Source organism: Streptomyces sp. cf386 (assembly GCF_900103585.1).
GTDB lineage: Bacteria > Actinomycetota > Actinomycetes > Streptomycetales > Streptomycetaceae > Streptomyces.
Genome location: NZ_FNHV01000003.1, coordinates 391,567 through 409,123 on the forward strand (window position 1 = coordinate 391,567; position 17,557 = coordinate 409,123).

The 17,557-nt window shown below is 69.9% G+C and carries 12 protein-coding genes and 1 pseudogene; 7 read left to right on the forward strand and 6 right to left on the reverse strand.

Annotation, left to right across the window (positions count from 1 at the left end):
• Nucleotides 1–10 precede the first annotated feature (10 nt).
• Nucleotides 11–1,159, reverse strand: a complete 1,149-nt coding sequence (locus tag BLU79_RS09615) for a hypothetical protein (RefSeq protein WP_093905233.1) — start codon at nucleotides 1,157–1,159, stop codon at nucleotides 11–13.
• 169 nt (nucleotides 1,160–1,328) lie between these two features.
• Here BLU79_RS09615 and BLU79_RS09620 point away from each other — a divergent pair, with 169 nt between their 5' ends.
• Entirely contained in the window at nucleotides 1,329–2,765 is a 1,437-nt protein-coding gene (locus BLU79_RS09620; protein ID WP_093905234.1) for an NAD(P)H-hydrate dehydratase, read from the forward strand.
• Nucleotides 2,766–2,828: 63 nt separating this feature from the next.
• Nucleotides 2,829–4,013 carry an FAD-dependent monooxygenase gene (locus BLU79_RS09625; protein WP_093905235.1) on the forward strand — a complete coding sequence of 395 codons (1,185 nt, stop codon included), beginning with the start codon at nucleotides 2,829–2,831 and terminating at the stop codon, nucleotides 4,011–4,013.
• 254 nt (nucleotides 4,014–4,267) lie between these two features.
• Here the strand turns inward: BLU79_RS09625 and BLU79_RS09630 are convergent.
• Nucleotides 4,268–5,103 (reverse strand): annotated as a pseudogene (locus BLU79_RS09630) (hypothetical protein).
• A gap of 33 nt (nucleotides 5,104–5,136) precedes the next feature.
• Complete coding sequence (locus BLU79_RS09635) at nucleotides 5,137–5,544, reverse strand: ATP-binding protein (protein WP_093905236.1); 408 nt, start codon at nucleotides 5,542–5,544, stop codon at nucleotides 5,137–5,139.
• Between the two features lie 204 nt (nucleotides 5,545–5,748).
• On the opposite strand from BLU79_RS09635, the gene BLU79_RS09640 reads away from it, so the two are divergent.
• The 3 genes from BLU79_RS09640 to BLU79_RS09650 all read left to right on the forward strand — a co-directional run bounded on the left by BLU79_RS09640 (nucleotide 5,749) and on the right by BLU79_RS09650 (nucleotide 7,239).
• On the forward strand, nucleotides 5,749–6,603 hold the full coding sequence (locus BLU79_RS09640) for a helix-turn-helix domain-containing protein (protein ID WP_093905237.1): 855 nt from the start codon (nucleotides 5,749–5,751) through the stop codon (nucleotides 6,601–6,603).
• An 8-nt stretch (nucleotides 6,604–6,611) separates the two neighbouring features.
• A complete protein-coding gene (locus BLU79_RS09645; RefSeq protein WP_093905238.1) occupies nucleotides 6,612–6,824 on the forward strand; it encodes a DUF397 domain-containing protein in 213 nt (70 codons plus the stop codon).
• Between the two features lie 67 nt (nucleotides 6,825–6,891).
• Nucleotides 6,892–7,239, forward strand: a complete 348-nt coding sequence (locus BLU79_RS09650; protein ID WP_093905239.1) for a hypothetical protein — start codon at nucleotides 6,892–6,894, stop codon at nucleotides 7,237–7,239.
• An 86-nt stretch (nucleotides 7,240–7,325) separates the two neighbouring features.
• Here BLU79_RS09650 and glmS read toward each other — a convergent pair whose 3' ends face one another.
• Nucleotides 7,326–9,173, reverse strand: a complete 1,848-nt coding sequence (gene glmS, locus BLU79_RS09655) for a glutamine--fructose-6-phosphate transaminase (isomerizing) (RefSeq protein ID WP_093905240.1) — start codon at nucleotides 9,171–9,173, stop codon at nucleotides 7,326–7,328.
• A 269-nt stretch (nucleotides 9,174–9,442) separates the two neighbouring features.
• Between glmS and BLU79_RS09660 the strand changes: the two genes are divergently transcribed.
• Entirely contained in the window at nucleotides 9,443–10,582 is a 1,140-nt protein-coding gene (locus BLU79_RS09660; RefSeq protein ID WP_093905511.1) for a GDSL-type esterase/lipase family protein, read from the forward strand.
• Nucleotides 10,583–10,655: 73 nt separating this feature from the next.
• On the opposite strand, the gene BLU79_RS09665 is transcribed toward BLU79_RS09660, so the two are convergent.
• Together BLU79_RS09665 and BLU79_RS09670 are read right to left on the reverse strand one after the other, a co-directional pair.
• Nucleotides 10,656–11,471 carry an ABC transporter permease gene (locus BLU79_RS09665; RefSeq protein WP_093905241.1) on the reverse strand — a complete coding sequence of 272 codons (816 nt, stop codon included), beginning with the start codon at nucleotides 11,469–11,471 and terminating at the stop codon, nucleotides 10,656–10,658.
• Nucleotides 11,468–12,478, reverse strand: coding sequence for an ATP-binding cassette domain-containing protein (locus BLU79_RS09670; RefSeq protein ID WP_093905242.1), 1,011 nt, complete (start codon nucleotides 12,476–12,478; stop codon nucleotides 11,468–11,470). The genes BLU79_RS09665 and BLU79_RS09670 overlap by 4 nt, the downstream gene beginning before the upstream one ends.
• 700 nt (nucleotides 12,479–13,178) lie before the next feature.
• On the opposite strand from BLU79_RS09670, the gene BLU79_RS09675 reads away from it, so the two are divergent.
• Complete coding sequence (locus BLU79_RS09675; protein WP_256333254.1) at nucleotides 13,179–17,540, forward strand: ricin-type beta-trefoil lectin domain protein; 4,362 nt, start codon at nucleotides 13,179–13,181, stop codon at nucleotides 17,538–17,540.
• Nucleotides 17,541–17,557 lie beyond the last annotated feature (17 nt).

Consider the following 17,557-nt stretch of genomic DNA (forward strand, 5'->3'; position numbering starts at 1 on the left):
CGCGATGCTGTCAGCAGATCGACTGACTGCTGTTCACCCGCGTGATGTTCCGGAACGTGGTGTTCTCGCCGCAGGGACTCTCCCTGATGGCCGAGTTGGTCACGGTCAGGTTCTGCACGGTGATGTCCCGGTTGTTCGCGAACTCCGACCGCGCCGCCAGCCGCAGTTCGCCGCCCCCGGTGATGGTCCCGCTCTGGGCGGCGAGGTTGACGTTGGAGCAGTTCTCGATCAGGACCGAGTTGTTGCCGGTGTTGCTGATGCTGACCCGGTCGATGACGGCCCCGCCGCTCTCGGACACGCAGAACACCCCGCGCCCGCCGCCGCGCGCGATGACCTCGCCGACCCGGATGTTGGTCGGGTAGGAGCTGCCGACCCGCCCGTTGCGGTTGGCCATGCGGAAGGCGGCGTACCCGGTGCCGGTCCCGGCGTTCTCGGCGTCGACCTTGCCGACGGTGGCGTTGATGGTCTGGTTGAACAACAGCCCCGACTCGCCCACGTTCCGGGCGGTCACCGTGCCGATGGTGATGCCGTCGACGCCGTAGGTCTCCACGGCGTGGCTGGAGGCGCCGGAGACGTATACGTTGTCGATCCGGACGTTGCGGGTCCACTGGCTGGTGTTGCCGCGGTTGTCGATCCGCACACCCAGCCCGGCGGACAGCCGCATGTCGATCTGCCCGAGCACGACGTTCTCGACATTGCGCATGAAGATCCCGTACAACGGGCTGCCCGTCAGGTTCAGATGCTGGACCTCGACGTCCCGCGTGCCCCGCGAGTAGACGGGCGCCTGGTCGCCGGAGCCGCTGCCGGTGACGTTGATGGTGCCGCAGACGTCGAGCGCGGTGTAGCTGGGCAGGGAGATGCGCGACCCGGCGGACATCGATCCCGAACCCCGCACCACCACCCGCTCCTTGGCGGTACGCCCCGAGGTCAGGCTGTTCACGGCCGCCTGGACGGCGGCCCGCATGTCACCGCCCGTGTAGACGGTGCTGCTGCCGCGCCGCGCGGTCCAGGTGCTGCCGCTGAGGGTGGCTTCGGCCTGATAGGAGCCTTCACCGCAGGCGGCGGCCGCGGCGGGGGTGGGGGCGGTGAGGGTACCGACGGCGGTGAGGAGGGCGGTGGCGCCGATGGCGGCGGCGAGCAGGGGGGCTCTGCGTCCCATGGGGGGTTCCTCTCATCGAACCGATGAACGGACGAACCGACGAACCGGTGCCGCGTCGAACGGATTCGACTGAATCGATTCATCCTGTGGGGGCCGGAGAGTTTGGCAAAGGCACGGCAAAGCGTCAATGGATGCGACGCGCTTCGCCCGGTACGGGAGACTCGATCGCATGCGGACTGCGTACGGCGTGGAGACGGTAAGGGCGGCCGAACGGGAGCTGATGGCCCGGCTTCCGGACGGCGCGCTGATGCAGCGGGCGGCGGCCGGACTCGCCGCCGCCTGCGCGGATCTGCTGGGCCGGGTGTACGGCAGCCGGGTCGTCCTGCTGATCGGCAGCGGCGACAACGGCGGCGACGCCCTGTACGCCGGGGCCCGACTGGCCAGGCGCGGGGCGGGGGTCAGGGCGGTGCTGCTGACGCCGGAGCGGGCGCATGGCGGGGGGCTCGCGGCGCTGCGCCGGGCGGGCGGCACGGTCACCGGGGTTGATGCCGCCGAGGAGTTGATCGAGCGCGCCGATCTGGTCGTGGACGGCATCGTCGGGATCGGCGGCAAGGGCGGGCTGCGTCCGCAGGCGGCACCGCTGGCCGAGGCGGCGGCGCGATCGAGGGCCGCCGTGATCGCCGTTGACCTGCCGAGCGGCGTGGACGCGGACACGGGCGAGGTGCGCGGCCCGGCGATGCGCGCCGACCTGACGGTCACCTTCGGCACGCACAAGCCGGGGCTGCTGATCGATCCGGCACGGGAGTACGCCGGGGTGGTGCGGCTGGTGGACATCGGACTCGCGCTGCCGGCCGACGCGGCGGAGCTGGAGGCGCTGCAACACACGGACGTGGCCAGGCTGTTGCCGCTGCCGGCGGCGGAGACGGACAAGTACCGGCGCGGGGTCGTGGGCATCGCGGCGGGCTCGTCGAGGTATCCGGGAGCCGCCGTGCTTGCGGTCGCGGGGGCGTTGCGGGGCGGGGCAGGGGCCGTACGGTACGTCGGTCCCGCCGGGGACGCGGTGATCGCCCGGTTCCCCGAGACGCTGGTGTCGGACCGGGGACCGAAGAAGGCGGGCCGCGTGCAGGCATGGGTGGTCGGACCGGGGGCCGGTGACGACGCGGCGCCGGTGGCGGAGGTGCTGGCGACGGACGTACCGGTACTGCTCGACGCGGACGGGCTGCGGCTGGCGGACCGGGAGGCGGTACGGAACCGTACGGCACCGACCCTGATGACCCCGCACGCCGGGGAGGCGGCGGCGCTGCTCGGGGTGGCGCGGGAGGAGGTCGAGGGGGCTCGGCTGGCTTCGGTACGGGAGTTGGCGGGGCGGTATGCGGCGACGGTGCTGTTGAAGGGGTCGACGACGTTGGTCGCCGACGCCGGGGGCGCGGGCCCGGTCCGGGTGAATCCCACGGGAACCGGGTGGCTGGCCACGGCCGGCAGCGGGGACGTGCTGTCGGGATTGGCGGGATCGCTGCTGGCGGCGGGGCTGTCGGCGCTGGATGCCGCGAGCGTCGCGGCGTATCTCCACGGCCTGTCGGCGAGATTCGCGGCGAACGGGGCGCCGGTGGGGGCGCATGACGTGGCCGAGGGGATTCCGGGGGCTTGGCGGGATGTACGGGGCTGAGCAGAGCGCGTTACTGGGACGCCGCCCCGCCTCACCGTGCCGACGTACGAGTGGGGGCGTCGTATGAAGGCGATCGTCGTGGGAGCGGGCATCGGAGGACTGGCAGCCACGCTGAGCCTGCGCCGCGCGGGCGTCGAGGTGACGCTGGTCGAGCAGACGGCGCGCTTCACGGAGGTGGGCGCCGGAATCCAACTCGCCCCGAACGCGACGCGGGAGCTGCGCCGGCTGGGCGTACTGGACGCGGTCGCCGCGCTGGCCGCCCGCCCTGCCCACGTGAGCTTCCGCACCTGGTCGGACGGGTCGGAGATCTGCCGCTATGCGTTGGGCCGCGAGGCGGAGGAGGAGTTCGGGGCGCCGTACTTGGTGGTGCATCGAGCGGATCTGCACAGTGCCCTGGCCGCTGCGGTGCCACCGGAGTCGGTACGCCTGAACACTCCGGTCGTCGCCGTCGGCCAGGACGACGACCGCGCCCAGGTGACGACGGCGACGGGCGAGCGCCTGGTCGCGGACCTGGTCGTGGCGGCGGACGGGATCCGCTCCTCGGCCCGGCAGTGGCTGTTCGGCGAGGACGAGGCGGTGTTCTCGGGAACGGCTGCCTACCGGGCCCTGATCCCGGCCGACGAGGTGGTCGATCTGGGCCTGCCGCCACTCGCCGCCTGGCTCGGCCCGGACCGCCACTTCGTCCACTACTGGGTGCGGCGCGGCGAACTGCTGAATGTCGTGGCCGTGTTCAGCACGGAGGCGGCGGCACAGGAGTCGTGGACGGCCAAGGCGGAGCCCGGAGAGCATCTGCGTGAGTTCGCCGACTGGGACCCCCGGGTGCGGAGTGTCCTCGAACGCGCGGGCCAGGTGTACCGCTACGGCGTCTACACCCGCACCCCGCTCACCCGCTGGAACGTCGGTCGGGTGACCCTCCTGGGCGACAGCGCCCACGCGATGGTGCCGTTCCAGGCGCAGGGGGCGGCGCAGGCGATCCTGGATGGGGCGGTGCTGGGTGACGTCATCGCGGACGCGACTCGGGCCGGGGTTCCCGACGCGCTTGACCGCTACGTTCGGCGACGGCTGGCGGACGCCACGGGCATGCAGGCCCGTTCCGCGCGGGCGGGCAGCGAATTCCACTTGCCGGACGGCCCGGAGGCCGAGGCGCGGAACGTGCGTATGGCGGCGTACGCGGCCGAGCACAGGTTCATACCCCAGGCGACGGCGTGGTCGGAGGAACCTCGCGGAACAGATCCTCACGATCGGTGATCTCGTAAGCGCGATCATGCCACTTCTGGATCTGGGCCAAGTCCGTGGTCTCCAGCAGTCTCAGCCCTACGGACCCTGGCACTTCAATCCCACGCCAGACGAAGAGACGAGCGATGACTCTCCGCTCAAGCCTCTCCCGAAAGCCCTCCTCTTACCCTTCCCTGAAGCCACGCTCCGCTTCCTGCAGCCATGCCCGGCGCATGAACTCGTTGCGGATGTACGAAGGCAGCCTCAAGGGAGTCCGGCCGTCGGGTTCAGTCGTCAACGAACAGGTCCTCCGCGTTTTCAGCATGGAGCGCCCGCTCGAACCACGTGTCGAGCTGATCGAGGTCGGAACAGCTCTCCACGCGCTCACGCGCCGAGGCCGGGATCGGGATGCCGCGCATGTCGAGGAGCTTGAGGACCTTCGCCGCACGTTCCTGTTCGATGCCCTCTTCGCGCACCTGCTGCGCAAGCGGGTGCCGCCAGAAGTACTGCATCGCCGTCATCAGGTCCCTCCAGATCTGCTGTGCCTGGGGATCGGCCAGGCATGAGTCGACGAACTGCACGAAGGCCGCGGCACTGTCGGCATCGACGGTCCGCAGGGCGGCTGCCAAGGGTTCCCGTATGGCGGCCGCGTGCGGACCCCGACCGTGTGTCATCGCCGAGAGCACCGCAAGGGATACGTCTCGTTCAGCCTCCCACTCGTCCACGATCACGGGCACGTTGTCCGGGCCGAGTACGAGCGGCCGGACGGAGAGCGAGTGGTGCCCCGGCAATCCGAGGCGGATCGGCTGCGCGGCCCAGCGGGCCGTGGCACTGTTCTGGGTGGTGACGATGAGTACCGGCTCGCAGCGGTACTTCTCGTACAAGTACGAGAGGTAATACGGCCAACTTCCACGCTTCCTGTCGTCCGGCTTCCGCTGCGACTCGACGACCAGCAGGTAGGCCCCCTCGTCCGTGTCCGCCCGCAGCAGGGTGTCCACACGCCGCTCGACCGGTTCGATCTCGGTGAGATCCACGTTCATGCCGGCGAATGCAGCGCCCGGGTCAGTAGCGCCGGATCCTTTTGGAAGATCCGGTGCTTCGCGTCGTGCGAGGAGCTGACCATCAGCTCTCCTTCCTGTCAGACCTGATCGACGAACTACGCCGCGGCGAGGTCACACCACACGTACTTGCCGCAATTCCCCTCCCTGGTCAGCGGCTGCCACCCCCACAGGTCCGAACAGGCCCGCACCAACGCCAGCCCACGCCCTTGCTCCGCCTCACCCAACTCGCCCATCGCGCACGGCGGTTCAGGCGGCTCCGGGTCGGCGTCCCACGCCCCGATCCGCAGCACACCGGCCGACCACCGCACCCGCAGCGCGGCGGGCCCCTTGGTGTGGCGTACGGCGTTGGCGACCAGCTCGGTCGCGAGGAGTTCTGCGGTGTCGGCGAGGCCGATGAGGCCGTGCATGGTGAGGATCAGCCGGAGGGTGCGGCGGGAGACGGTGACGGCTCGGACGTCGTTCGGGATGGAGAGGGTGTACTCCCAGGGTTCTGTTTCGGGCATGGGTGAACTCCGTTCGGGTGGCGGGGAGTTGTGCGTGCGGTGTCATTGCCGCGGCCGCCATGGCAGGACGGAGCGGTGCACTTCCGCAGCGCTTACGGCACATCACTGACGGTAGACCTGGATTTGAAGGTTCAGCAACCCGGTCGCGTAATCTGACCCCCGAACGAGTAGCGCTCACAAGCGCGTTGAACCGAGGAGCAGTCCATGGCGGGGTTGAGGCGCGAACCAACAGCACGTCAGTTGCGCCTGGGCATCGAGCTGCGCCGACTTCGTGACGCGGCAGGTCTCACAGGCCGGGAGGCGGCAGCGCTGCTTGGCGTGAGCTCCACTCAGATCAATCAGATCGAGTCCGGCCTCACCGGCGTGAGCGAGAAGCGTCTGCGTCGCCTCGCAGCCAACTACTCATGCGTCGACGACGGGCTCATCGACGCCCTCATCGCCATCGCCACCGACCGAACACGCGGCTGGTGGGAGGAGTACCGAGGCATGCTGCCCACGCCGTTCCTCGACCTCGCCGAACTGGAGCACCACTCCACATACCGGCGCGACGTGGAGCTTCTGTTCATCCCCGGCCTGCTCCAGACAGATGACTACGCCCGCGCCGCCTTCTCCTCCAGGATCCCCGAACTCCCGAACGAGGAACTTGAGTTGCGAGTCCACCACCGCATGCAGCGCAAGGTGATCCTGGAAGCCCCTACCCCCACCTCATACGAGGCGGTCATCCACGAGGCAGCACTGCGCATCCGGGTCAGCAATCGCGCCACGTCGCGAGCCCAGCTCACCCGCGTTCTGGAGGTCTCCGAAGCGGACCACATCACCGTGCGCGTCGTCCCCTTCGACCTGGACGGCTTCGGTGGGGCATGGAGCCCCATGATGCTGGCCGGAGGCACCGTCCCCAAGCTGGACACGGCCGTCCGCGACGCACCTCACGGCACCGGCTTCATCGACTCCGAGGCCCAGCTGGGCGTCTTTCGAACACTCTTCCGTAAAGTGGAAGCTGTGTCGCTCGACCCCGCACGCTCGCGTGACCTCATCTCCAGACTGGCCAAGGAACTGTGAGGCCCCCCGTGACCACACCCGACAACTGGCGGAAGTCGTCCTACTCGGGCGGCGGCGACGGCAACAACTGTGTCGAGATCGCCAACTCCCCCACCCGCATAGCCGTCCGCGACTCAAAGACCCCGACCCGGACACCCCTCACCTTCCACACCGCAACCTTCACGGTCTTCATACAGGCCCTCGCCACCCCGGAGATCATCACAACCCCCCTCCCCCAGTAATCTCCCCGATGACCAGCGCTTCACGTTCCAACGCGGAGCGCTACGCACACAACGGGAGAACACAGCCTTGAAGTTCAAGTCTCTGGGCACCGCGCTGACCACCGCGGCCCTCATAGGCACGGCCCTCACCGGCACCGCCGGCACCGCCTCCGCGGCGACGGCGGACTGCAGCAGCTCGCTCGTCAACGTCAAGCCCAAGGAGTCCGTCAACCTCCGCAGCCAGCCCAAGACGAGCGCCACGGCCCTCGGCGTCTGGGGCAAGGGCAAGCCGGGCGGGGTCTGCTTCGGCGACCGGGGGCCCACCACGGGTGGCTCCTACACGGCCTGCGGCAAGACGAGCAACAAGTGGTACTTCGGCGGCCCCAACAGCTCCAGCGTGGAGGGCTGGGTCCCGGCGACCTGCCTGCCCATCTGACCGGCTGACCGGTCCAGACCGGTCCTGACCGATCGATCAAGGGGCGAACGGCACACTGCCGTTCGCCCCTTTCCGTCACTCCACCGTCACTCCACCGTCACCGACTTCGCGAGGTTCCGAGGCTGGTCCACCTCGTTGCCGCGAGCCGTCGCCAACTCACAAGCGAACACCTGCAAGGGAACCGTCGCGACAAGCGGCTGAAGCAAGGTCGGAGTCGCCGGAATCCGAATCAGATGATCCGCGTACGGCACGACCGCCTCGTCCCCCTCCTCAGCGATCACGATCGTCCGCGCCCCCCGAGCCCGGATCTCCTGCATGTTGGACACGATCTTGTCGTGCAGGACGGACCGCCCCCGAGGCGAAGGCACGACCACGACCACCGGCATGTCGTCCTCGATCAGGGCGATCGGCCCGTGCTTCAACTCCCCCGCCGCAAACCCCTCGGCGTGCATATAGGCGAGCTCCTTCAACTTCAGCGCACCCTCCAGCGCCACCGGATACCCCACATGCCGCCCCAGGAACAGCACCGTGTTCTTGTGGGCGAGCGAACGCGCCAGCTCCCGCACCGGCTCCATGGTCTCCAGCACCCGCTCGACCTCACCGGAGATGTGCGACAGATCCCGGATGACGACGTGGATCTCGTCCCCCCACTTGGTGCCCCGCACCTGCCCCAGATACAGGGCGACCAAGTAGCACGCCACCAACTGCGTCAGAAACGCCTTGGTCGAGGCAACGGCCACCTCGGGCCCGGCATGCGTGTACAGCACCGCATCCGATTCACGCGGGATCGTCGACCCGTTGGTGTTGCAGATCGCCAGCACCTTGGAACCCTGCTCACGGGCGTGCCGTAGCGCCATGAGCGTGTCCATCGTCTCGCCGGACTGGGAGATGGCGATGACCAGCGAACGGGCATCGAGAATCGGATCCCGGTAACGGAATTCGCTCGCAAGCTCCACCTCGCACGGGATACGCGTCCAGTGCTCGATGGCGTACTTGGCGATCAGCCCGGCGTGGAAGGCCGTACCGCAGGCGACGATGACGACCTTGTCGATTTCCCGCAGCTCGGAGGCGCTGATCCGCACCTCGTCCAGCGTCAGCGAGCCGGCCGCGTCGATGCGCCCCAGCAACGTATCGGCGACCGCCTTGGGCTGCTCGGCGATCTCTTTGAGCATGAAGTAGTCATAGCCCCCCTTTTCCGCCGCCGACGCGTCCCAGTCGACGTGATACGACCGCACCTCCGCCGGCCGCCCGTCGAACCCGGTGACGGTCACCCCGTCCCGCCGCAGCTCGACGACCTGGTCCTGACCCAGCTCGACCGCCGAGCGCGTATGGGCGATGAACGCGGCGACGTCCGAGGCGAGAAAGGCCTCACCCTCCCCAACGCCCACCACGAGCGGCGAGTTCCGCCGCGCACCGACGACCAGATCGGGCTCATCGGCGTGCACCGCGACCAGCGTGAACGCCCCTTCCAGCCGCCGGCACACCAGGCGCATGGCCTCGGCGAGATCGGCACAGGCGGAGAACTCCTCGGCGAGGAGGTGAGCGACGACCTCGGTGTCGGTCTCGGAGCCGAGCTCATGCCCGCGCTCCGCCAACTCGGCTCGCAGCGCGGCGAAGTTCTCGATGATCCCGTTGTGCACGACGGCGACGCGCCCGGCGTTGTCGAGATGCGGATGAGCGTTCGCGTCCGTGGGCCCCCCGTGCGTGGCCCACCGCGTGTGCCCGATCCCTGTGGTCCCCGTCGGCAAGGGCCGCTCGGTCAGCTCCTTCTCCAGATTGACGAGCTTCCCCGCCTTCTTGGCGGCCGCCAGCCCCCCATCCGCCAGGACGGCGATTCCCGCCGAGTCGTATCCCCGGTACTCCAGCCGCTTCAGCCCGGCCATCACGATCTCAAGCGCCGACTGCGACCCCACGTATCCCACAATTCCGCACATGCACGGCAGCCTACGACCGAAACAGCACCCGAAAGGGCCTCCGCGTGCCCGAATTCGGAAATTCCCACGACGGTACGAACACCCCTACAGCACTTCCTCGGGTCTGGATCATGTGCACGCCGAAGATCAGCGCGGCCACAACCAACGGGCTTGCTCCGCAGGTCAATTGATTGCCATCCGAAGGTTGCTGATCATTGGGTTCGCAGGCGTGTGCACGAATCCCGATCGTGGGTTGGCCCTGGACAGGAGCGGTGGCTGTGGCGGTGGCGATGCGGACGGTTCCGTTGGTCGGCGGGCCGGTGGAGTTACGGGGTGCGCTGGATCTGGAGATCACGCCGACGGGGGTGATGCCACGCCGGTTGCCCGCGTGGACCAAGGAGCAGTATCAGAACCCGTCGGTCTACGGGGTGACCGTGATGCCTTCGGGCGTGCGGCTGGTGTTCCGCACCGATGCGCGGGAGCTCGAGTTCGAGGTGCTCACCTCCACAGGACAGCTCGACACCGACCCCCAACCCCGTCCGACCGGGATGCTGGAGCTGGTGGTGAACGGCGCCCTGGCCGAGCGTCGCCAAGCGCCCGTGGGCAACGTACTGCGGATGTCGGGCCCCGGGGCCGTGCAGCGACTGATCCCGGGCGATCCGGGGAGCGTACGGTTCACCGGGCTGCCGGCCGGCATGAAGGACGTCGAGCTGTGGCTGCCGCAGCAGACCCCCACGGAACTGGTGGCACTGCGCGCCGACGGCGACGTGCTTCCGCCGCTACCGGACGGCCGGCGCCGCTGGGTGCACCACGGCAGCTCCATCAGCCACTGCCTTGAGGCCGACGGCCCGACCGGCACCTGGCCGGCGGTGGCGGCCGCACTCGCGGGAGTGGAGGTGATCAACCTCAGCCAAGCGGGCAACGCGCTGCTGGACCCGTATGTCGCCCGGACGATCCGCGATGTGCCCGCCGACCTGATCAGCCTCAAGGTGGGCATCAACATCGTGGCTCTGGCCGCCTTCCGGCTGCGGACGTTCGGCCCGGCGGTGCACGGGTTCTTGGACACGATCCGGGACGGGCACCCGGACACCCCGCTGCTGCTGATGTCTCCGGTGAGCTGTCCGGCGGTCGAGGAGACTCCCGGTCCGACAGCGATGGGCCCGGACGGGAAGATCACCGCCCTGGGTGACTCGGCACAGGTGGCCGCCGGGGCGTTGACGCTGGCAGTGGTCCGTGCCGAGTTGGAACGGATCGTGGCCGCCCGGCAGACGCGTGATCCCCACCTCTACTATCTCGACGGCCGCGAGTTGCTCGCCCCGGACGAGGCGGACGATCTGGCCGACGGCCTCCACCCCACCGCCGCCGCGTACCGCCGGATGGGCGAGCGCTTCGCCACCCACATCTTCGCGAAGGACGGTCCCTTCGCCTGAACGAACACGTCCGGATCCGACGCGACGGCGCTCGCTGTCGTGCCCGTGCCCAGGGGCTTCCAGGCCCCGGCAGCTAAGTCTTCGCCCGATAGGCCCGCATGGCCAACGGATAGAACACCACCGCGATCCCGGCCGCCCACACCAACGACCACAACACCGGCTCCGCCACCGCCCCACCCAGCAGCAACCCCCGGAACGCATCCGACAGATGTGTCACCGGATTGACGTCGCTCCACGCCTGCAGCCACCCCGGCATGGTGTCCACCATGACGAACGCGCTGCTGGTGAAGGTGATCGGGAAGATGAGCGTGAAGGCGAACGCCTGCACCTTCTCCGCGTCCCCGGCGAGCATCCCGATCAGCACCGCGCTCCACGACACCGCCGCCGCGAACACCACCACGAGCAGCGTCCCGAGCAGGAAGCCGTCGAAACCGCCCGTGACCCGGAAGCCGAGCAGCAGGCCGAGGCCGATCATCAGCAGGAGAGCCCACACATGCTTGGCGAGGTCCGCGGTGATGCGGCCGATGAGCGGGGCCGAGCGGGCTATCGGCAGGCTGCGCAGACGGTCGAAGACGCCCTTGGTGAGGTCGGTGTTGAGCGCCATGGCCGTGTACATCGTCATGAACAGGGTGTTCTGCACGATGATCCCGGGCAACGCGTACTTCAGATACGCCTCGGGCGACCCGGCCATCTGCCCGCCCAGGACGTACGTGAAGAGGAACACGAACATGATGGGCGTGATGCTGTAGTCGACCAGCTCCAGCGGGTTGTGCTTGACCGCGACCAGGCTCCGCCAGGCCATGGTGAAGGTCTGCCGCAGCCCGTCGAGCGGACGCACACGGCCCGACTTGGTGATCGGCGCCGTGATGGTCGTGGTGGTGGCGGTCATGACCGACTCACCGCCTGCTGCAGCTCGCCGTCGTCGTCCCGGACGGATGCGCCGCCGTTGCCCTCGGGTGCTCCCGGCTCGGCGCGATGGCCGGTCAGGGACAGGAAGACCTCGTCGAGCGAGGAGCGGCGCAGGGCGAGCTCGCCCACCGCTATCCCCTCGCGGTCGAGCGTGCGCACGACGGCCGGCATCAGCTCGGGGTCCTTCACCGGGGCGGTGATCATCTCGCCCTCGATGCGGGCCTGAGGGCCGGCGGCACCGGCCACCAGCTGGTGCGCCCGCGCGAGGTCCTGCCCCAGCACCGGCCGCAGCTCCAGCACCTGCCCGCCGACCTGGGACTTCAGCTGGTCCGGGGTGCCCTCGGCGATCACCCGGCCCTTGTCGATCACCACGATGTCGTCGGCGAGCACATCGGCCTCGTTCAGATACTGCGTGGTCAGCAGGGCCGTGGCACCGTCCGCGACCAGGCTCCGCAGCAGGTCCCACAGCTCGCCGCGGCTGTGCGGGTCCAGGCCGGTGGTCGGCTCGTCGAGGAAGAGGATGCTGGGCCGGCCCACGAGGCTGGCCGCGAGGTCCAGACGCCTGCGCATACCCCCCGAGAAGGTCTTCACGGCCCGCCCGGCCGCGTCCGTCAGCTGGAAACGCTCCAGCAGCTCGGCCGCGCGCGCCCTGGCCTCCCTCCTCGGCAGACCGAGCAACCGCCCGATGAGCAGCAGGTTCTCCGTGCCGGTCAGGTTCTCGTCCACCGCCGCGTACTGTCCGGTCAGCCCGACCATGGCGCGTACGACCCCGGCCTCCCGGACCACGTCGTGCCCGGCCACCCGGGCCCGGCCGGCATCAGGCCTGAGCAGCGTCGCGAAGATCCGCACCGCGGTCGTCTTCCCCGCGCCGTTGGGCCCCAGCAGCCCGAGCACCGAGCCCCTGCGGGCCCCCAGGTCGACCCCTGCCAGCGCCTCGGTCTCCTTGAACCGCTTGACCAGGCCTTCCGCCTCGATCGCATACGTCATGGGCCACCCCCTCGGGGTTGGCGGACCCGGCCTGAGCCCACCTCTCCCACAACTGTGACGCACAGCACTGACATTCCCCCGTTTGCCCCGATTTCCGCCCACCGCCGACGGGACGGAGGCCGGAAACAGGCCAACTTCACCCCTCCCTCCGGCCAACAGGCACACGGGAAGACCACACAAGGAACACAGGAACCCCCTGCACGCAGAGGCATCGCACGCCCCACACGACCGCTCACCCGCCATGGATGACTTCAGGCCACCCCGTCCGTCCAGCGAGAAAGCCCTTGTCCACCCCCCTCGCCCCCCGCTTACAGTGACCCACGCTTGACCGGATCATGACTAATCCGGCGGCGCTCAGTTCAAGCCAGCGACGGGGGAACGGCGTCACCGCGCCACGGGGGGCACATCGTCATGCCGCAGTGCCTGCGCACCGCGCGGCGGCCCCGACCGAGCCGCGGCCTCCTTCCCCCTGACAGGGGGTACGCAGTTGCGCTCCAGACCATCGAGATCCCTGTTCAGACGGCTCGCCACAGCCACCCGAGTCCTCCCGCCCGTCCTCGCCACCGCGCTCCTGGCCGGCATCGCCGCCGGCTCGGGTCCGGTCGTCCGGCCGTCCGCGCAGGACGCCGCCCCCGCGAGTGACAGGTACTCCTGGTACGAGGACACCGCCGCCGAACAGCTGCGGCAGGACCAGTGCCTGATGACCGGCGTCCTGCGCCTGGGCGGGACGTCCATGGCCACGACCGCGCAGGACGCGCTCAACCAGCCGCAGGACAAGCTGCACACCCTGGCCGACCGCGAGCACTGGCAGCAGACGCCGCTGGCGACGTCGTACCAGAAGGACCGCGACCAGGCGGCCAGGGAACTCGACACCATCAACTCCCTCCGGGACACGTGGCACACGCCCGTCGAGGGACTCACGACGCCGGCCGGCTTCACCGAGACCGGGTTCCACTGGCCGCCCGGCACCAACAACGACGGCCAGGAGAGCTTCTACGGCCAGACCGGTCTGACCAAGTGGATCTCCGAACGCTTCTGGAAGAACGACGACGACTTCTACCAGGACTCCACTCCCGAGACCGACGCGAAGACCCTCCAGGCGGTCGACACCCTGGGGACTCCGCTCTACGGCAAGGACCCGGACCCGAGCCTGCCGTCCGACGAATGGAACCGCGCCCTCGCCGAGCAGAACGCGTTCTCCTGGATGCACGGAGTGCCCGGGGTGAACGCGGGCGCGGACGACGCCCGGATCTTCCTGGAGTCCGGGGGTTTCCCCCGCACCGCTCCGGCGCCGGAGAGCGCCGAGTACCGGATCGCGGTCGAGAACCTCAAGGCCCGGTTCGCGACCTGCGCCTGGCGTGACCCCCTCGACCCCAACGGCGTGCTGAACGACGCCACTTCCACCGCCGCCGCCGAGTGGCAGCAGGAGATCTCCTCCCAGGCCACCCAGCGCAACCAGATCCTGACCGCCAACAAGGACGCCGTCACGGCTCTCACCACCGCCTCCAAGGCGATGGGCGACCTGCTCGGCCAGTCCTGGGCCGCCGACCGGCTCACCCGCTGGCAGGACTACTGGTCCGAGGGCGGCGTCGGCTGGATCGGTGACGCGCCGACGACGATCCAGGTGACCGGCAAGACGGGCATGTGCCTGGACGCGGCGGGCGGCGGCACGGCCAACGGCACCGTCGTCCAGATCTACACCTGCAACGGCTCGGCCGGGCAGCAGTGGACGGTCGAGGGCGACGACAAGGGCCTGCACCTGCGCAACGTCAAGGCCCTCAAGTGCGTCGACGTCTCCAGCAACAACTCGGCGAACGGCACGAAGATCCAGCTGTGGACGTGCAACAGCTCCCCGGCACAGACCTGGGAGTACAACGTCCGCGCCGCCACGCCGCTGAAGAACGTCGGCACGGGCAAGTGCCTGGACCTTCCGACGTACGACAACAGCCAGGACTCCCGGCTGTGGACCTGCTCCGGCGGCACCCCGCAGAAGCTCACCATCAAGCCGTCGGGCCACACCGGCACGGTTCCGCCGGCGGCCCAGTTCACCAAGGCCAAGGCCAACATCGCCAAGGCCCAGGCCGGGGCGGCGAACAAGCTCGCCGCCCTCAAGAGCCAGCTCACCGCCGCGCAGAAGGCGGCCACCGCCTCCGACACCGCCGAGCAGGCCGCGTACACCATCGCCGACGGCAACGGCGCGCCCCGGGGCCGTGGGCTGCTCGTGGGCCAGCAGAAGGCGCAGGTCACCAAGGGTGCGGTCGCCGCGCTGGAAGCGATGGTGAAGGCGGGCGAGACCGCCGAGGCCGCCACCCGTGCCGCAGCCGCCGACAGCGCGACCATCACCCAGCGGGCGCTGGCGCAGGCCGCGCAGGTGAAGGCCGAGTTCCGCCGGGAGGCCGCCGAGAAGGCGGAGTTCCAGGCGAAGGCCGCCGCCGACGCCGCGAAGGTCCACCGCGACAACGCCAAGAAGGACAAGGAGACCGCGGAGGCGAAGCTCGCCGTCGCCCTCCAGGCCGAGAACGACGCCAAGGCGGCCGCCGCCGAGGCGCACTCCCGGCGGCTGGCGGCCGAGGCCGAGGAAGCGACCGCGAAGAAGGAGAAGGAGACCGCCGAGGCCAAGCAGGCCGAGGCCAACCAGCACAAACAGACCGCTCAGGCCGAGGCGGACAAGGCGAAGCAGGCCAAGGACAAGGCCGAGACCGCCGACCGCACCGCGCAGAGCAGGCGGGACGACGCGGTCGCGGCCCGCGACAACGCCAAGGCCAAGCGGGACGACGCGTGGGAGGCCGAGCAGAAGGCCGACGCCGCGCGCGCCAAGGCCGACGCCAAGGACGCCTACGCCAACTCCCTGGACGCGGGCGAGGCGGCCGACGCCGCCCGCGGCGCCGCCGACGAGGCGGACAGCCAGGCGGACATAGCCGAGACGGCCGCGGTGAACGCCCGTTCCGCCGCGGACGCCGCCACCCGGGCCGCCGCCGAGGCGGACGCCGCCGCCACCCGCGCCGAGGCCGCCGCCAAGCGTGCGCGTGCCGACTCGGACGCCGCCCAGGCCGCCAAGCTGAAGGCCGACGCCGCCGTACGCACCGCCACCGCGGCGGTCGCCGACGCCGTCAAGGCCGCCGCACACGCCGCCCAGGAGGCCAAGACGGCGGTGCAGCTGGCCGACGAGGCCGAGGCGCACGCCAAGGAGGCCCGAGGCCACGCGAACGCGGCGCTCGCCGAGGCCGCGAAGGCGCGTGTCGCGGCAGCCAAGGCGGCCGGCTTCGCCCACGTCACCGCCCAGGCGGCGGTGGACGCGACGAAGTCCGCCGAGCAGGTCGCCGCCCCGGCCAACGACGCCATCCAGCTGGGCTCGCCCTACCTCACCACCGACTCGGCCGCGAGCCTGGTGGTGCTGAGCGGGCAGGCGTCGAAGTCGATCGCCGATCAGCAGAAGGCCGTCGCCGTCGCGCACGCCCGGAACGCGTTCGAGGAGGCCGAGGCCGCCCAGGCCATCGCGGACCAGGCGACGGGCGACGCCAAGGCGGCCCTCCAGCACGCGGCGAAGGCCGCCGGCTACGCCAGGGACGCCCGCGGCTACGCCCAGGAGGCCCTAGTCTACGCGGCCGACGCGGCCGAAGCCGCCGCCAAGGCCACGCAGTCACTGGCCCGCACGGTCGAGTACGACCGCCAGGCCACCGAGGACGCGGCAGCGGCCGACGCGGCGGCCGGCCGGGCCGAGGGCTACGCCACCGACGCCCGCTCCGCCGCCGACCAGGCCGCCCTCGACGCCGAAGCCGCCCGCGCGGCAGCGGCGGAGGCCGAACAGGCCGCCAAGGACGCCCGAGCGGCGGCCGACCGCGCGGACGCGGCGGCGACGGAGGCGGAGGAAGCGGCCAAGGACGCCGACAAGTACGCCCAGGAAGCCCAGGAAGCGGCCGACCGGACCGAGAAGCAGGGCAACGGGCAGCAGATCGAGACGGGAACCGTCGTCGACGAGAACGGTGCCGCCATCGGCAACATGTTCTACGTCGTCGACCATCTCCAGGAGATCGGCGATCCGCAGGTCGTGAAGCAGACGGACGGCTGCGAGGGCTGGATCGACAAGCTCTTCTACCAGGGCGACTGCACGATCACCTCGAAGATCCGGTTCAAGGCCATCCTCGACGTGTACATGTGCAGCGCGGAGGACCTGGACCCGCAGAAGTACATGTGCCCCTCCGCCGCGACGAAGTACCTGGGCGAGTTCCCGACCGAGGAACTGTCCACAGAGGTCACGCACAACATCACGATCGCCGAGTTCAACAAGGACATCGACCCGATCGACATCCTCTTCGGCAGCTGGATCAAGTGCGTCCAGAAGATCGCCCCGGGCGGCTCGGGCGGAAGCTGGGGCGGCTGCGCCTGGGCGGCCGTGGATGTGGCGAGCCTCTTCGCGGGCAAGATCCTCAGGCCCATCGCGGACGCCGTCACAGCACTGGACGCCGCCGCGCGGACCGGCATCGGACTCGCGGACGCCTGGAAGGGCCTGCGCGCCGTCGGCCTCACCGAAGCCGCCATCGAGGGCATCGGGGCGAAGGTCCTCAACGAGCTGCTCGAACAGTGCACCAGGAGATCCCTGCGTGCCGCGGCCGCGAGCAGCGCCGATCCGTGCAAGGGGGCGATCGCGTACGGAAGCACCGATCTCGCTCTCATGGCGTACAAGGCCAGGAAGGCAGCCGGAATCAGCACGGGCCGGAACGTCGCGGTGGCCCGGGTTCCGGGGTGGAACGACCCCAAGACCGGCGATCTCGTGGTCGGTTTCAGCAAGGGGAACAACTACCACTCGGAGAACCACATCCTCGACCAGCTGAAGGCAAAGGACGTCGACCCGAAGAAGATCACCGAGCTGTACAGCGACCGAAGCCCCTGTGACGTGTGCCAGCCACTGCTGAACGACGTACTCGAACCGGGGACTCCGATCTCCTGGGTGGTGCCCAACGGGCCCGGCTCCGGGGATCTCCTCTGGTCCAAGATCTCGAAGTTCGAGGGAAGATCCTTGCGGTCCGCCAAGCAGTCCGCCGAACAGTCCGCCGAGGAGTAAGCAGTCAGTCGGGTGGG

Bases quoted from the DNA above. Each gene is read 5' to 3' on its own strand.
- BLU79_RS09615 (WP_093905233.1), bottom strand. From the start codon at position 1,159: ATGGGACGCAGAGCCCCCCTGCTCGCCGCCGCCATCGGCGCCACCGCC.
- BLU79_RS09675 (WP_256333254.1), top strand. From the start codon at position 13,179: ATGACCGGCGTCCTGCGCCTGGGCGGGACGTCCATGGCCACGACCGCG.
- BLU79_RS09620 (WP_093905234.1), top strand. From the start codon at position 1,329: ATGCGGACTGCGTACGGCGTGGAGACGGTAAGGGCGGCCGAACGGGAG.
- BLU79_RS09670 (WP_093905242.1), bottom strand. From the start codon at position 12,478: ATGACGTATGCGATCGAGGCGGAAGGCCTGGTCAAGCGGTTCAAGGAG.
- glmS (WP_093905240.1), bottom strand. From the start codon at position 9,173: ATGTGCGGAATTGTGGGATACGTGGGGTCGCAGTCGGCGCTTGAGATC.
- BLU79_RS09640 (WP_093905237.1), top strand. From the start codon at position 5,749: ATGGCGGGGTTGAGGCGCGAACCAACAGCACGTCAGTTGCGCCTGGGC.
- BLU79_RS09635 (WP_093905236.1), bottom strand. From the start codon at position 5,544: ATGCCCGAAACAGAACCCTGGGAGTACACCCTCTCCATCCCGAACGAC.
- BLU79_RS09665 (WP_093905241.1), bottom strand. From the start codon at position 11,471: ATGACCGCCACCACCACGACCATCACGGCGCCGATCACCAAGTCGGGC.
- BLU79_RS09660 (WP_093905511.1), top strand. From the start codon at position 9,443: ATGCGGACGGTTCCGTTGGTCGGCGGGCCGGTGGAGTTACGGGGTGCG.
- BLU79_RS09625 (WP_093905235.1), top strand. From the start codon at position 2,829: ATGAAGGCGATCGTCGTGGGAGCGGGCATCGGAGGACTGGCAGCCACG.